Origin of the sequence: Enterococcus sp. DIV1337a (assembly GCF_051712285.1) — a bacterium.
Taxonomy (GTDB): Bacteria; Bacillota; Bacilli; order Lactobacillales; family Enterococcaceae; genus Enterococcus; species Enterococcus faecalis.
This window is the reverse complement of record NZ_JBIOOP010000001.1, coordinates 1,246,454-1,262,302: the sequence shown is the minus strand read 5'-3', so window position 1 is coordinate 1,262,302 and position 15,849 is coordinate 1,246,454. Positions and strand designations below refer to the sequence as shown.

Below are 15,849 nucleotides of genomic sequence, written 5' to 3'. Positions count from 1 at the left end.
TTAAATTCCTCCTTCTCTGTTTAAAAATGCTCGAATTTCTTCCGTTGGTAAAGAGACAATTTTCGCTTGACCAATTTTTTCTAAGACAATGATTTTAATCTGTCCCCCACGTGTTTTTTTATCATGTGTAATTGCTTGATAGAGACGTTCTTCTGGCCAACAATCTGTCGTTACTGGTAAATCGAACTTTTCTAACATGGTGACCAACTCTTGGGTAGTCCCAAGTGGGGAAAGCCCTCGTTGTTCTGCGACTTGAGTTATTTGAATCATTCCTAAAGAAACGCCTTCACCGTGAGCAATCACCCCGTAACCAGCTGTATTTTCTAATGCGTGGCCAATCGTATGCCCAAAATTCAGAATCAAACGTAAGCCCAAATCTAATTCATCTTCTTCGACAACATCACGTTTAATCTTGCAACAGGCCGTGATAATTTCTTCTGCATGTGCCACTAAATCTTGTTCATTTTCCAAAGAGGATAAACGGTGCCACAATTCAACATCAGCGATAGCTGCTGATTTTACAATTTCTGCAATTCCTTCACGCACACGTCTAGGTTCTAATGTTTTAAGTGTATTAGGATCAATTAAAACCCCATCTGGTTGGGCAAAAGTACCGACAAGATTTTTGGCTTTTTTAGTATTAACCGCTGTTTTACCTCCAATGCTACTATCTACTTGTGCCAGTAATGTTGTTGGTACTTGCAAAAAGTGAATGCCGCGCATATAGGTTGAAGCGACAAATCCAGCTAGATCTCCCACAACGCCTCCACCTAAAGCAATTAGACCATCACTTCGAGTCAATTGCTGTTCCGCTAAAAAATCATAAAGCAGTTGAGCTGTTTCGAGGCTCTTACTTTGTTCACCTGCCGCTACAGCAATCAATGATGTTTCAAAACCAGCAGCTTGCAATTCTTTCTCAACAGCTGCGCCATATAATTTATTCACCGTTTCATCGGTAATAATCGCTACCCGTTGTGGCTGCCACAGGCTACGTACCCAGGTGCCAATTTTATCTAAGGCACCTGTTTCGATGGTTAAATCATATGAATGTGTAGGTAACGTTACGGTTAATTTCATGTCCTCTACTCCTCTGTCTTTACTAATCTTCTAAAGCATTAATTTCTTTCATTGCTTTTTCGATGATATGAACTTCTTTCATCATACGTAGGTAAGTTTTTTCATTCAAGGATTGTGGCCCATCTGACCACGCATTCGCTGGATCTGGGTGAATTTCTACAATCAAGCCGTCCGCACCTGAAGCAACACCTGCTCGGGCCATTGGCGGTACTAAATCCCAGATACCAACACCATGACTCGGATCAACAATAATTGGAAAATGACTTAATTTTTTAATTAAAGGCACCGCACTTAAATCAAGTGTATTGCGCGTAGCGGTTTCGTACGTACGAATCCCACGTTCAATGAAGATCACATTGAAATTCCCTTGCGCAGCAATGTATTCAGCTGCGTTTAGCCATTCATCAATCGTACCGGCAATCCCGCGTTTTAAGCCAATAGGTTTTCCAGTTTTACCAACCGCTTGTAATAACTTGAAATTTTGCATGTTGCGCGCACCGATTTGTAAAATGTCACTGTATTTTGCGACAAGTTCTAAATTCGCTTCATCCATCACTTCTGTAATGACTTGCATATCTAATTCATCAGCCGCTTGGCGAATGTATTTTAGTCCTTCTTCTTCTAGTCCTTGGAAAGCGTATGGCGACGTTCTAGGTTTGAATGCACCACCTCGTAAAATTGTTGCACCGCCAGCTTTAGCAATTCGCGCACATTCACGAATCTGATCTAAGCTTTCGATTGAACAAGGGCCCGCCATCATGGTCATACTGCCGTCACCGATTTTAACACCGTTCACATCAACCACTGTATTCTCTGGATGAAATAAACGACTCGTTAGTTTGTAAGACAACGAAATGCGGACACTTTTCTCCACTCCTTCTAACGCTGTTAACTCTGCTTCAACTAATTTTTCTGTATCACCAATCAAGCCTATCACTGTTTTTCCATTATCTTGACTTGTTTGAGTAGTTAAGCCTGCACCTGTTACTAAATCAATGACTTGTTTCATTTGCTTTTCGGTTGCATTTTCTTTCATAATTACGATCATTATATTCTCTCCTCATGCCTTTAAACGGCGCTCTTTTTATCTATTTTCAATTTTACGTTTCACGACTGATACAGGCATTTTTTGTCCTGTCCATTGTTCAAAAGCAGCAGCTCCTTGATAAAGTAACATGTCCAAGCCGTTGCTTGTTTCTGCGCCACGTAAACGGGCTTCTTTTAATAACTGTGTTTCTCTGGGATTATAAATAGCATCATACACAAATAACTTCGGTTGAATCATTGCATAATTTTCTATAGGACTACTATGCGCATGTGGATGCATCCCCACACTCGTTGCATTAACTAACAAGACGCTTTCAGCAACATCTTTTGCTAGTTTTTTAGTATCCGCTAAATCATTTAAATGGATCACACAGTTGGTTTGTTCAGAGAAATTTGCCAGTTTTTTTTGACTGTCGTTAAACCCCGCGCTTTTCCTGTTGTAAACGGCGATTTCTTTCACGCCATCTAAAGCAGCTTGGGCAATGATTGATAAGGCTGCACCACCTGTTCCTAAGATGGTCATTTTATTCTGAAAAACGTCAACTTTTTTCTCTTTCAAACTCCACATAAAACCAGTACCATCCGTGCTGTCTCCGTAAAGTTTTCCATCTTTGTTGACAATCGTATTAATTGCGCCAACCAGTTGAGCGGTAGGACTTAGTTCATCCATATAACTTACAGCCGCCACTTTATTGGGCATTGATAAGTTGGCCCCTAACATGTGAAACGTTCGAATCGCTTCAATTGCTTGTGGCAATGTCTCTTGTCCAACGTCAAACGCCAGATACCGAGCATCAACTCCTAAATTTTGAAATGCTGTATTATGAATCAACGGTGAAATACTGTGTTGGCTGGGTTTCGCGAATAGCCCAGCTAAACGAGTGGCTCCAGTTATTTCTTTCATCCTGTGTGCTCCTTTACGAAATTTTTTTAGTAAGTTTCTGAAATCCTAATTTTTGGCCAAACAAAAAGGATATTCACAGTAAATTTTAAGAAAAATCTACAGTGAATACCCTACAAAAAAGCAATATAAAAGCCACTATAGATTTTCTTAAATCTACATGGCTGAAAGTCATCTTAAATTTCCCTAGCCATTATAGATACAAACGTTTGCTGTCTGTACCCATAATGTTATGAATACAAACCTATCTAAAATAGCTAAAGTAAAAGTTATTCAGTTGTGTATGGTTTTTCTTCGTTGTTGTCATAAGAATCACTCCAAAACTGATTTAATTAAGAATTGTTAACAGTATACCGCTAGAAAAAACATGTGTCAACACTTATTCGCTTATTTTTTTGACTATTTCATTAAAACCAATGTTATTTTATTTGTCAAAAGGCTCAAAAAAGCCACAGGAACCAGTCATTTCACTGATTCCTGTGGGGCAAAAATTATTTTAATTCTTCAGCGTATACATCATCAACTGTTTGTGTTGGATCGATAACAATGTATAAGTTTTTAGTTTTTTCGCTGACTTTTGTAGATTGATAGATGTTATCCAAGCCCTCATCTGTTTTATCTTTGTAAGGGAAGTAAACTAAATCTGGTGTGCCATTTTTGTAAAGAATTTCCATACGTTCGATATCTTCATATTTTAAAGCACGAGAGAACATCCCTAATTCTAAGCCACCTAAGTTAATATCGTGGGTTTGAACATGATCTCCTTCTTGGAAAATTTCAATTTTGAACCCTTCACATGGATGAATTTCAACAAATTCACTACCATGGATACGGCCAAAACTTGTTGTAATATGTTTGATCCATAAATCACCAATAAAACGACGATCAATCGTCCAAGTTTCACCATTTCTGAAATAAAATTTAAGTCCTGTCATTTCTCTAGCCATCGCACAAATCTCCTTACTTAAAAATAATTTCTTACATCATTAGTTTACCATACTTTTGATAAACGGTCACAAACTTTCGCTGTAGGTTCTTAATCTTTTGTTATTCTTTTTAAAAAAGAATCAATCTCAACTACTGCACGTTGATGAGAACCTTTGGCAATTTGTCGTTCTCCTTCATAAGCAACAAATTCGTAGCGTATTTTGTGTGCAGTCTGTTCAATACTGGTCATCGTAACAACGATTGTCGCTCCTACCGCGGATGGATATAAATGACGCAATTCTAACACCGTTCCGACAGTTGTTTCCCCAACTGATAATTGGTCCTTTACAGCTTCTTTGGCGGTTTGTTCAATCATAGCAGCTAAAGCAGGGGTTCCTAAAACTTCTAAGTCACCAGAACCGAGCATTTTAGCCGTTTGTGATTCTTTCACCAAAAATTCTTTTGTAAACATTTCTGTTGGCATTATGCTTTCTCTCCTTTTGAACGTTGTTTTTTGGCAAACGAAAGTAGAACTTCTTGTTTATTCTCTAAGCTACCTTCAACAACGTGTTGCTCGATTTCAGCAATCAGTTCCCCTAACCATTTGCCTGGTGTTTCTTCTAAGACGGCTAAAAGGTCTTTTCCTGTGATGGCCAATTCCTGTCTTTGATGGATGGGTAATGCCTTAACTAACTCTTTTGTTACTTGTACTTGACTCTCTTGTTGGTAATAATATAAAAGCCTTTCAACAAGTACTGCTGCTTCTTCGCCTAATTCATAAAGCATCATTGGCTGCCAGTCGTTACTCAAGCGAAAACGCAGACCGTGCACTAATTGTGAAACGTTTTGAATTAATTGATTGGAAAGTTTCCAAGCTTTTAAAAAGGAGCGAATTTCTGCTTCTGGTAAATTCAATGATTGGATAAGTAACGTCCATGCTTCTGCTTCTGTTTCAATTTGACGAGCAGGCAAGTCCATTAAACGAAAAAGTCCAGCCCCTTGTTCTCGTAATTTGGGACAATATTGATAGCATTCTGTTTCAATAAACGGAGCTAAGCCACCTTGTCGATTAACCCCTAAAAGCATTTTTACAAATTCAATCGTAATGCGTTCTACTGAAATTTTTTCCAATAAAGGATGAAATTCAGCGATAGCGGCTAAGGTTTTCTCTTCAATTTTAAAATCTAATTGACTCGCAAAGCGTAAGCCCCGCATCATCCGCAGAGCATCTTCATGAAACCGCTCATGGGGATTACCGACTGCACGAATGGTTTGATTAGTTAAATCTTCGATACCATCAAACAAATCAATGATTTCACCTGTGCTGTCCAGCGCCAAGGCATTAATCGTAAAATCTCGCCGTTTTAAATCTTCTTTTAAGGAGCGAACAAAGGTGACTTCATCTGGTCGGCGAAAGTCTTGATACGTTGACTCGGTACGAAAAGTTGTTACTTCATACTGTTGGTCTTCCATTAATACAAGGACTGTACCATGTTCGATGCCCACATCAACGGTTCGTTTAAAAATTTGCTTGATTTCTTCTGGATAGGCACTTGTCGCAATATCGACATCATGGATTGGTTTATTTAATAAAGCATCACGGACACTGCCCCCGACAAAATACGCTTCAAAGCCCTGTGCATTGATTTCACGAATAACGGGAGCGGCTTCTTTAAATTCGTTTGGAATGGTTGTCAATTTCATAGTATCTGTTCCAATCCGTAAAGTAGTTCAGTTCTCTGTACCACTTGCCGACAAGCTAACGCCACTCCTGTCATGAATGAACGCCGATCATAAGAATCATGCCGAATAGTGAGCCCTTCACCTACACTGCCAAATTGGACTTGTTGGTGTGCCACTAACCCAGGTAAGCGGACACTATGGATTCGCAGACCCTCGAAATCAGCCCCGCGTGCCCCTGGTATTGATTCTACCTCTTGCGGATTCCCTTGTTTTTTTGCCGGCCGAACTTTTTGAATCATTTCTGCAGTTTTTATAGCCGTTCCACTCGGTGCATCCAATTTGTTATCATGATGTAATTCAATGATTTCCACATCTGGAAAATACTGTGCCGCTTTTTGGGCAAATTGCATCATTAAAACTGCCCCAATTGCAAAGTTTGGCGCAATTAAGCCGCCGGTGGCTTTTTCTCGAGATAGGTTTGTCAATTCGTTGATTTGTTCCTCCGTAAAGCCTGTAGTCCCAACAACAGGCGCCATACCATGCGCCAACGCAAAACGCGTATTTGGATAGGCGGCTTCAGGAACCGTAAAATCAATCCAAACATCTGGTTTGACAGCTAAGACTTCTTCTAAGCGCTGAAAAACGGGAATTGCTGTTTCATCATTGAAAGAAACAGTTTCTTGTGCTTCATGAGGATCATACACACCTACTAATTCAAAGTCTGCGGTTTCTAAGACCATTTGTGTAGCAGTACTGCCCATCCGTCCTTTAAACCCAGCGACAATTATTTTAATCATGTGTTTTCCCATCCTTTCTTTCAAAGCGATAGCGATCCCGCTTGTTAAATTTGGCCATATTTTCTTCAAAAACTTCGGTTAAATCAATCTCTAAAGAATTTGCCATGCTAATCAATACAAAAAAGACATCTCCAAGTTCCTCTGATACTGTCTTTGGTTTTTCGTCTGCTTTTTTCTGTTTTTCACCATAATAATGATTGACTTCACGGGCTAATTCTCCGACCTCTTCCGTCAAACGAGCCATTTGTCCTAATGGTGAAAAATAACCTGTTTTAAATTGTTGAATATAATCATCAACTTCTGTTTGCATCGATTGCAAACTACGTTGTTCTGATTCTGACATTTTACCCCAACCTTTCTTACTCTACCTCCTACATTTTATCAAAAACTTGGCTATCTGGAAAGGTTCTACTTGTTGTTTTATATAGAGAATGATACAGTTTATACTGTAAAAGGACGTGATTAAATGGAAGAACAAAGATTTTATTTTAAAGATGTGTTATTTATTGTATTAGGAAGCTGTATCTATGCCTTTGGTTTGGTTACTTTCAATATTGCCAATGACCTGGCCGAAGGTGGTGTCACGGGGATTACTTTAATTTTAAGAGCCTTATTTCATTTTAACCCAGCATATACGACATTATTAATCAATATCCCGCTCTTATTAATTGGTGGTAAAATTTTAGGCAAACGTTCCCTCTATTATACGCTAATTGGTACCGTGTCGTTATCGGTATTTTTGTGGTTTTGGCAAAAATTTCCTGTTGAAATTAATTTAGATCATGATTTATTAATTGCTGCTCTCCTAGCTGGTTTGGCCGCGGGATTCGGGAGTGGTCTTGTTTACCGCGTAGGCGGAACCACTGGCGGGACCGACGTCATTGCCCGCATTTTCGAAAAATACTTTGGGATTAGCATGGGCCGCTCGTTGTTGCTTTTTGATGTTGCAGTCTTACTTCTCTCGTTGACCTATATTGATGTCAAACGAATGATGTATACTTTAATTGTGTCCTTTGTTTTCAGTCGTGTTGTTGATTCTGTACTCGATGGAGCCTATGCTGCGAAAGGAATTTTAATTGTTTCCAATCATTCCGAAGAAATCGGTCAAAGTTTAATGGCCTCTTTAGAACGTGGAGTAACATATTTAAATGGTGAAGGTGCTTATTCACAAGTAGAAAAACGGGTTCTCTACACGGTAGTTAGTCCTCGAGAAATAATGGAAGTGAAGCGGATTGCTAATGAAATAGATGAAAAAGCCTTTGTGTCAATCATTAACGTACATGAAGCAATTGGCGAAGGCTTTACTTATGCAAAACCCAGCAAACAACGGCGCTTTAAATTAAAACAATAAACAAAACCCAGCATTTATTGAAAATGCTGGGTTTTATTTATTGTTGTTTTAAACGATTTAATTCATCGGATAATTCTAAAAACGCTTCTTTGTTGCCTGTTTCTAAAGCATCATCAATTTGAGCTTTAATTAATGCCATTCGTTGCGTTTGTTCTTCTTGCTTAAAGTATTGATTAATCGATCTGGCAACTTCCTGATCCACTTGTTCATTCCAAGGCGCAAACGGATTATCTTCTAAAACAGATAAATACTGGCTCGTTTGCCAAGCCTCTGGAAATACACATTCTAAATAAAGAGCTTTCCGCCAATTCATCCGAATCTCGTGAAAAATTTGTTCCGGATCTGTAAATTCTTGTGCTTGGATAAAAAGCAATAACGGCTCCTTACCTAAACCATCTGCTACCACACGAATCCCCCGATCGGTTTTCTCTACGTTCTCAACAAAATGAACATTATTTAAAATCGCATCGTGCGTTAATAAGTAATTTAAAATCCACAATACTTCTCTTCTACCAAAAGGCACTGTATTCACTAACCAAGTTAAAAACTTTTTCTTTTCTGCTAAACTAACAAACATCGTCGATTCCTATCTTTCTTCCATATCTGCTAGCACAGATTGCATATCTACATCACCAGGTTCATGTTCCAAATAGTGGTACAACAAGTGTTTCGCTTTTTCAAGTTCGCCTTCTTCTCGTAAGAACAATGCATACTCTTTTAGAAATTCTGGTTCGTGAGACAATTCTTGCGCTGCTTGTTCATAATGAACTTTAGCGATGGCAAAGTCTTCTAATTCGTTGTATGCTTTTGCTAAGTTCCATTCAGCATAAGGATGATCCGTTTCCTCTAAATCATTTAAGATAGTAATTACTTCCTCAAAACGCTCTTCCGTGATGTAGAGATTACTTAATGTCAAACGACTTTCATCTGTTTTCTCACCTAATTCCAAAGCTTTTAACAACCAGTTTTCAGCACCAGCAATATCGTGTAAGCGATAGGCATTTTCAGAGGCAAATTGGTATAACTCTACTTGGAAAGGATTTTCCGCAATTCCTTCTTCGATAACCGCTTTTGCTTCCTCCAATTGCTCTTCTTCTTGGAGCGCTTCCGCTAAATATAGATAAAGTGATTGATAATGTGGGTTTAGTGTTTTTAATTGCTGGAACAACGCAATGGCTTTTTGATTCTCATGTAACTGTAAATAAGTGAAAGCTAACTGGAATAAACGATCGTCTGTTTGTTCTTCTTTGACTGCGGCTTCCAAATAAGGAACTGCTTCTTCAAAATCACCTAACATGCTGTAACTACTTCCTAAGCGTTCATTCAAGGAAATAGCAGAGATTTGCGCTGTCCCACTTTCCACAATGCTTTGATAACGAGTGATAGCCTCGACAAATTGACCATTTGTAAAATATAGTTCTCCCAAAGCAAATTGAATTAACGGCTCTTCTGGCATAAGACTGGCTGCTTCTTTTAATTTCGCTTCGCTGACTTCTGGAATCCCTAAAACTTGGTACAAATCCGCAGTGACTAAGAGACTTTGGACATAACTGTCACTAGTTTCTGGAATTTTTTCTAAATAGATGAATGCGTCATCTATTTCATTATTTTCAATGGCGATTTCTGCTAATGGAATGTTTAAGCCATCTGCATCGGGAAATTGTTCCAACAACTGTTGGAAAATTTGTTTGGCTTCTTCTAGAAAACCTAAAGATAATAACGTTTCCCCTAAATCAGCTAAGGTATTTTCATCATCTTTCTTTAATGCTTCTTCAAACATCAACTGTGCTTCTGCTAAATTTTCAGCTTGTAATGCTTGAACCATTTTTTCACTATATGACATAATTTCCCCTCAAATCTCTTTTAAAATTTCTTGGTATCTTTCAATCGTTGTTAACAGTTGATCGGGCGTTGGCTTTAAAGCTGCTCCTAGTTGACCGATTTTTTCCAACACCATAGGAGGACCTAGTGTTTCTGTGTGAAGCAAAACTTGTTCTGCGTAATCAGCACTTAAAATTTCTTTTGGAAACGCCACTGGAAAACCTAAGCGAATAAACCAAACGATAAAATTTTTAAATTGAAAGTCAAAGTGATTGACTTGCTGGCTCCATAAAACTTGTAACAATAATCCCAATAATCGTTTCATGGGCCCTGATAACAAATGGCCGTTTTCGGTTGTAGCAAAGGCCGCTTCAAAAACTCGGCCAAATTGATCCACTTTTTCCCCTGCTTGTTCATAAAAAGATAACAACTCGTCTAAAATACCATTAAATGACGTTTGATTCAACCGTTTTTTATCTGGATACGTTTGGTACAGCATTTGTAAATAAGTATAATCACAGACAAGGCCCACGCGAATAAAAACGAGCAAATCAATTAAAGGGGCGGCACCTTTTTTATTGGTCAAGGTACTATCAAACAAGATTTCTTCCGAATGATTTTCTATATGCATGGTTGCATGCTGTGCTTGCTGAATTGTGACACTTGGTAAAAGTCCTTGGCGTAACGCTTGAACAGATACAGGCATCAGCCAACATTTGGAAGAACACTTACTTACTTGGTGCAAAAATGCGGTTAATTGTAGTACCCCTTCATTGCCCAAACCAATCAATAAAACCTCCTGATTTTCTGGCCAATCAGCTAAGAAACGTAACACACTTTCTAATTCTGATAAGTCATTGCAATGAACATCATTGCGACAAATGTACCAGTTTAATCCCGACTGTTCCCCAAAGGCATAATTAATCTTCTCCGAAAAAAGATCATAGTAACGCTGATTCGCCAAAACAACAATTGATTCCGGCGTTACTGGTCGTTTTTTTAGGACGGAAGCAAATGTTTCTCCATAAATAATAGCGACCTTGTTTTGCCCTCTAGAATAGTTGTATTTCATTGATTCACCACCTTAAGACTGTTTCCTCTTCCTTTACCCCAAGTCTAGCATAACCACTAAAAAACAGCTACTAGCAACAACTTATTTTTGTCTTTCATTCATAAATCTTTCTCTTTTTATCAAAAAAGCAAGATCTCCTTATTTTGACTAAGAAGAACCTCTTAAAATAACATTTTGTATGTATGATTCAAAAAAAGAACCCTTGGAAACCAAGGGTTCTAATTGTCTGTCTTATTTCACTGCATCTTTCAATGCTTTACCTGGTTTGAATGCAGGTACTTTGCTTGCAGCGATTTGAATTTCTTGTCCAGTTTGTGGGTTACGTCCTTTACGAGCTGCGCGTTCGCGAACTTCAAAGTTACCAAAACCGATTAATTGAACTTTTTCACCTTTAGCAAGAGTTTCTTGAATTGTTGAAAAGACAGCGTCTACTGCTGCAGTAGCATCTTTTTTAGTTAAACCAGTTGAAGATGCAACGTTTTCGATTAATTCTGCTTTATTTGCCATGGATCATTTCACCTCCTCTATAAGAGATACGATGTTTTTACACACCTAAAGTTCCGTCTATTTTTGAGTGGTCCAAAAACAGACAGCAAATATTGATCTGGTTCAATATTCTGTTAACAAGATAGCATAAGAAAGTTGTAATAGCAAGGTTTTTAGTGTATTTTAACCAGTTTTTTCAAAAAATAATCATTTTTTCTCAAAGTTGATAAATTTATTTGAATATCTAAAAAAAGTATGGTAGAATGCACTATTTTCGGCGTCGCGGAATGATTTTAATCGGCGTGCCCTCAAACGTAAATGCTTTTCTGATTTGATTTTCTAAAAACCGGGCATAAGAAAAGTGCATTAGTTCTTCTTCGTTGACAAAAATAACAAATGTAGGTGGTTTGACTGCCACTTGTGTTGCATAAAAAATCTTCAAACGTTTTCCTTTATCGGTTGGTGTCGGATTAATTGCTACAGCATCCATTATAACGTCATTTAACAACGCTGAAGGAATCCGTAAGTTTTGATTCATACTTACTGTTTCAATTAGTTCAGGCAGTTTGTTTAAACGTTGTTTGGTTAATGCAGACACAAAAATAATGGGTGCATAATCTAAATATTGGAATTCATCACGAATTTCCGCTTCAAAATCACGCATTGTATTTGTATCTTTTTTGACTGTATCCCATTTGTTGACCACGATAATAATACCGCGACCTGCTTCATGGGCATAGCCCGCCACACGCTTGTCTTGCTCCCGAATACCTTCTTCTGCATTCAAGACCATTAAAACAATGTCTGAGCGTTCAATCGCCCGCATTGCGCGCATGACGCTATATTTTTCAGTTGATTCGTATACTTTCCCACGTTTACGCATACCAGCTGTATCAATCATTAAGAACTTTTGACCTTCTTCAGATTCAAAATACGTATCGATTGCATCTCGCGTTGTTCCTTCAATATCTGAAACAATCACACGATCTTCACCAAGAATAGCATTAATCAATGATGATTTACCGACATTTGGACGCCCGATCAAACTAAATTTAATTGTATCTTCGTCCTCTTCTTCTGAAGTGTTAGGAAAATGTTTAACTGCTTCGTCTAACACATCGCCAATGCCTAAACCGTGACTACCAGAAACTGGGAAAGGATCCCCTAGTCCTAAAGCATAAAATTCATAAATATCATTACGCATTTCAGGATTGTCAACTTTATTAACAGCTAAGATCACTGGTTTATTACTACGATATAAAATTTTTGCTACTAACTCATCTGCATCAGTAATTCCTTCACGGCCACTAGCAACAAAGATAATCACATCTGCTTCATCAATCGCAATTTCTGCTTGGTGTTTGATTTGGTCCATAAATGGTTCGTCACCTAAATCAATCCCACCTGTATCAATAATACTAAATTCACGCCCTAACCATTCTCCAGTTGTATAAATACGGTCGCGTGTTACGCCAGGAGTATCTTCTACAATCGAGATACGCTCACCGGCAATGCGGTTAAAAATAGTCGATTTACCGACATTCGGTCTACCGACAATCGCAATAGTTGGATTTGCCATTTGATTCCCTCCTTGAGAATTTCAATCCTTACTAGTTTACCTAATCAAACCTTAAAGTGCAAGAAAAGTTTTAGTTTCTGCTGATTTTCTAACCAATTCAAGAAAAAATGAGTTTGACATAGCCGATCTGTTTACGGCTATATCAAACTCATAAATTTCAAGAAAGTAACGTGTTATTCCTCTTCTTTCGCATCAGATAAAGCGTCACCTAAAATATCGCCCATGGTAAAGCCAGTATTTTCTTCAGGCAATTCATATTCCTGTTCTTCTTTTGGTTCTTCTTGAGACTCAGGTTTTGGTTCTAACGCTTTGATACTTAAAGCAATACGATGTTCCTCTGGATTAACTTCTAAAACTTTCACTTGTACTTGATCCCCTTCATGAAGAACTTCATGAGGCGTTGCAATATGCTTGTGAGAAATTTGAGAAATATGCACTAATCCTTCCACACCAGGGAAAACTTCCACAAACGCACCGAAGCTTGTTAGACGTTTTACTGTTCCATCTAAAACAGTCCCAACGGCCGCTTTTGTTTCGATATCTGTCCATGGTCCAGGCAATGTTTCTTTAATAGATAAAGAAATACGTCCTTCTTCTGGATTAATTGAAAGAATTTTTACTTGAACGTCTTCGCCAACAGTTAACGCATCACTTGGTTTGCCCACATGCTGATGAGCAATTTCAGAAACATGAACTAAACCATCCACGCCACCTAAATCAATGAATGCACCAAAATCTGTTAAACGAGCTACTTTTCCTTCAACAATGTCTCCGTCATGTAAGGAAGAAAGTAATTCTTCTTTTTTCGATTCTTTTTCAGCTTCAACAACTGCTTTATGTGAAAGAATTAAGCGGTTTTCTGAAGGTTCGATTTCAATAATTTTAAATGCTAGTGTTTGACCTTTATATTCAGAAAAATCTGCAACAAAATGATCTTCAACCATTGAGGCAGGAACAAATCCGCGAACACCGACATCCACAACCAAACCACCTTTAACAACATTTGTAACAGGTGCTTCGATTACTTTGCCCGCTTGGAAATCTTGTTCAATTTCTTCCCAAACTTTTTTAGCATCTAAACGGCGTTTTGACAGTAAATAACTGCCGTTTTCTTTATCTTTGCCAATTGATGTGATAACAACTAAATCTAACACATCACCGACTTTCACAAGTTCGTGTACATCTTCAACTGGTAAAGTCGATAATTCCTTTGCAGGAACAACGCCTTCAACGCCCGCTCCTTCAATGCCGACAACCACTTGTTTGTCTTCAATGGCTAAAACTTCGCCTTTAACAATATCGCCAACACTGACTTCTTGAACGCTGTTCATTGCATCTTCCATTGTTTCGTTGTTTGCTACTTGTTTGTCTTCAAAATCTGTCATGCCTCTTATCCTCCTATGCCAACAAAAATTCCAAAACTTAGCTATATATACTTACATAGTACGAGATTTTTGTAAAAAAATAAAGCGATTTCTTCTATTTTTCTTAAAATTCTTTAAAAAAGTTCAAAACCTTTTTGTTTAATCACATTTTGTATGGCGGCGACGACTTCTTCAATCGTCAACCCTGTTGTATCGATTTTCACAGCATCACTTGCTTGGACAAGGGGTGATACTTCTCTGGTTGAATCTAAATAATCCCGACGTTCAATCTCCGCCTTCAAGGTTTCAAAATCCGTCTCAATCCCTTTTTCTTGATTTTCTTTAAAACGACGTTCGGCACGTTCTTCAACGCTAGCCACCAAGAATATCTTTACTTCGGCCTTTGGTAGAACTGCAGTACCAATATCTCGACCATCCATGACAACTCCGCCGGCTTGACCAATTTTCTGTTGTAACGCCACCATTTCTTCTCTAACTTTTGCATGTTTTGAAACAGCTGAAACAGCATTCGTTACATCTGGCTGGCGAATCGCTTCGGTCACTTCATGGCCATCGATAAAAACACGTTGGCCATTCTCTGCTTGCTGAAAAGAAATAGTGTGGTTGACACAAAGTGCTACTAATGGCTCTTCCGCTTGAATATCGATTTGATTTTGCAAGGCCAGATACGTAATCGCTCGGTACATGGCACCCGTGTCACAATACACATAATTCAATTGTTTTGCTAAAATTTTTGCAACTGTACTTTTGCCTGACGAAGCTGGTCCGTCAATAGCAATACTGATTTTCCCCATGAAAAAACTCCTTAACTGATATGCATCCTTTAAAATGCGCTTCTTCTTTTATATTAAAATCGGAAGAAAAGAACTTGGATTTAAACTGATGACGAGTCTCTAACGAAAAAGCAATAAGCCGAAATCCCTCGAAAGACGCAAAACATCTTTCGGAAATTTCTGCTTATTGGCATTCTCATGTAATCATCCGTCGCGGTTTAACCCTTGAAAGTGCTGTCCAAACCTCTTTTTCTGGATTATTTAATACGTAATGGTTGTCCTGGATAAAACACAGATGTATCAATCCCAGGATTTAACGCTAAAATTTGTTCTAATGTCATTCCGTTACGTTCGGCAACTTGACGTGCCCCTTCGCCACTTTGAACGGTATCATAAACAGGTTGTTGGTTCTGTGCTTGTTGCTGTTGCTGTTGCTGTTGTTGCGCTTGCTGTTGTTGATTTTGCGCTTCTTGTTGTTGTTGCTGCTCTTGCTGTTGTTGTGCTTGTTGGTCCTGTTGTTGCTGTGCAGCAGCATCTGAACTTGAAGGTGCTGTATTTTCAGCTGGTTGGCTACTTGCTGGGTCTGAGCTTTCCACTGATTTTGACGTACTTTCTTTTTTCTTCTCTTTTGATGATGATTGGACTAATGAAGAAGATGGCTGGCTATTTTTGCTAGCACTTTCGTTTGGTTTCTTGTCTTGCATCATCCATAAGAAAGTCCCAATTGGAATGGCAATAATTAATAATAGCAAAATAACTAAAACAGTTAGAAATAATGAATTTCCTCGTTGCTGTTGGCGTTTTGCTAAACGAGAACCACCACCATTTTGATCAGGTTCATAAATTGATTGTTCCCATGGCTCACGAGCTTGGTTTTTCTTTTTGTCCTTTTTACTCACTGCTAATTTCCTCCTAAACTTCTCTCGCTTGTTATTATATCATAGCTTTTG

The 15,849-nt window shown here is 38.4% G+C and carries 17 protein-coding genes; 1 reads left to right on the top strand and 16 read right to left on the bottom strand.

The window, feature by feature from the left end:
- From aroB to IGL49_RS06090, 8 genes are all read right to left on the bottom strand, one after another.
- A complete protein-coding gene (gene aroB / locus IGL49_RS06125; RefSeq protein ID WP_033595195.1) occupies window positions 1–1,077 on the bottom strand; it encodes a 3-dehydroquinate synthase in 1,077 nt (358 codons plus the stop codon).
- 22 nt (window positions 1,078–1,099) lie between these two features.
- Window positions 1,100–2,125, bottom strand: coding sequence for a 3-deoxy-7-phosphoheptulonate synthase (aroF, locus tag IGL49_RS06120; protein WP_002363948.1), 1,026 nt, complete (start codon window positions 2,123–2,125; stop codon window positions 1,100–1,102).
- 36 nt (window positions 2,126–2,161) lie between these two features.
- Window positions 2,162–3,028 (bottom strand): shikimate dehydrogenase, encoded by an 867-nt coding sequence (gene aroE / locus IGL49_RS06115; RefSeq protein WP_104854825.1) that lies wholly within the window; start codon window positions 3,026–3,028, stop codon window positions 2,162–2,164.
- A 488-nt stretch (window positions 3,029–3,516) separates the two neighbouring features.
- Window positions 3,517–3,972, bottom strand: coding sequence for a hypothetical protein (locus IGL49_RS06110; protein ID WP_002357586.1), 456 nt, complete (start codon window positions 3,970–3,972; stop codon window positions 3,517–3,519).
- 89 nt (window positions 3,973–4,061) lie between these two features.
- The gene (locus tag IGL49_RS06105) at window positions 4,062–4,436 is read right to left on the bottom strand and encodes a thioesterase family protein (protein WP_002361804.1); all 375 of its coding nucleotides are present in this window, start codon (window positions 4,434–4,436) and stop codon (window positions 4,062–4,064) included.
- Window positions 4,436–5,656, bottom strand: coding sequence for a CCA tRNA nucleotidyltransferase (locus tag IGL49_RS06100; RefSeq protein WP_104854824.1), 1,221 nt, complete (start codon window positions 5,654–5,656; stop codon window positions 4,436–4,438). The genes IGL49_RS06105 and IGL49_RS06100 overlap by 1 nt, the downstream gene beginning before the upstream one ends.
- Complete coding sequence (gene dapB, locus IGL49_RS06095; RefSeq protein WP_104854823.1) at window positions 5,653–6,432, bottom strand: 4-hydroxy-tetrahydrodipicolinate reductase; 780 nt, start codon at window positions 6,430–6,432, stop codon at window positions 5,653–5,655. Before dapB ends, IGL49_RS06100 begins: the two co-directional genes overlap by 4 nt.
- Window positions 6,425–6,775 (bottom strand): nucleotide pyrophosphohydrolase, encoded by a 351-nt coding sequence (locus IGL49_RS06090; RefSeq protein WP_002363944.1) that lies wholly within the window; start codon window positions 6,773–6,775, stop codon window positions 6,425–6,427. Before IGL49_RS06090 ends, dapB begins: the two co-directional genes overlap by 8 nt.
- 123 nt (window positions 6,776–6,898) lie before the next feature.
- Between IGL49_RS06090 and IGL49_RS06085 the strand changes: the two genes are divergently transcribed.
- Window positions 6,899–7,783, top strand: coding sequence for a YitT family protein (locus IGL49_RS06085; RefSeq protein WP_002357595.1), 885 nt, complete (start codon window positions 6,899–6,901; stop codon window positions 7,781–7,783).
- A gap of 37 nt (window positions 7,784–7,820) precedes the next feature.
- Here the strand turns inward: IGL49_RS06085 and IGL49_RS06080 are convergent, their stop codons facing one another.
- The 8 genes from IGL49_RS06080 to IGL49_RS06045 all read right to left on the bottom strand — a co-directional run bounded on the left by IGL49_RS06080 (window position 7,821) and on the right by IGL49_RS06045 (window position 15,798).
- Window positions 7,821–8,360, bottom strand: a complete 540-nt coding sequence (locus IGL49_RS06080; protein ID WP_104854822.1) for a ReoY family proteolytic degradation factor — start codon at window positions 8,358–8,360, stop codon at window positions 7,821–7,823.
- A gap of 9 nt (window positions 8,361–8,369) precedes the next feature.
- Window positions 8,370–9,626, bottom strand: a complete 1,257-nt coding sequence (locus IGL49_RS06075) for a tetratricopeptide repeat protein (RefSeq protein ID WP_164982862.1) — start codon at window positions 9,624–9,626, stop codon at window positions 8,370–8,372.
- A 9-nt stretch (window positions 9,627–9,635) separates the two neighbouring features.
- Entirely contained in the window at window positions 9,636–10,676 is a 1,041-nt protein-coding gene (locus IGL49_RS06070; protein ID WP_104854821.1) for a hypothetical protein, read from the bottom strand.
- Between the two features lie 231 nt (window positions 10,677–10,907).
- Window positions 10,908–11,183 (bottom strand): HU family DNA-binding protein, encoded by a 276-nt coding sequence (locus tag IGL49_RS06065; protein WP_002357604.1) that lies wholly within the window; start codon window positions 11,181–11,183, stop codon window positions 10,908–10,910.
- Between the two features lie 247 nt (window positions 11,184–11,430).
- Window positions 11,431–12,741 (bottom strand): ribosome biogenesis GTPase Der, encoded by a 1,311-nt coding sequence (gene der, locus IGL49_RS06060; RefSeq protein ID WP_002360340.1) that lies wholly within the window; start codon window positions 12,739–12,741, stop codon window positions 11,431–11,433.
- Between the two features lie 173 nt (window positions 12,742–12,914).
- The gene (gene rpsA / locus IGL49_RS06055) at window positions 12,915–14,126 is read right to left on the bottom strand and encodes a 30S ribosomal protein S1 (protein WP_104858209.1); all 1,212 of its coding nucleotides are present in this window, start codon (window positions 14,124–14,126) and stop codon (window positions 12,915–12,917) included.
- A gap of 113 nt (window positions 14,127–14,239) precedes the next feature.
- Window positions 14,240–14,920: a (d)CMP kinase gene (gene cmk, locus IGL49_RS06050; RefSeq protein ID WP_002357612.1), complete on the bottom strand. Its 681-nt coding sequence runs from the start codon at window positions 14,918–14,920 to the stop codon at window positions 14,240–14,242.
- 236 nt (window positions 14,921–15,156) lie between these two features.
- Window positions 15,157–15,798 (bottom strand): LysM peptidoglycan-binding domain-containing protein, encoded by a 642-nt coding sequence (locus IGL49_RS06045; protein ID WP_104854819.1) that lies wholly within the window; start codon window positions 15,796–15,798, stop codon window positions 15,157–15,159.
- Between the last annotated feature and the right edge of the window lie 51 nt (window positions 15,799–15,849).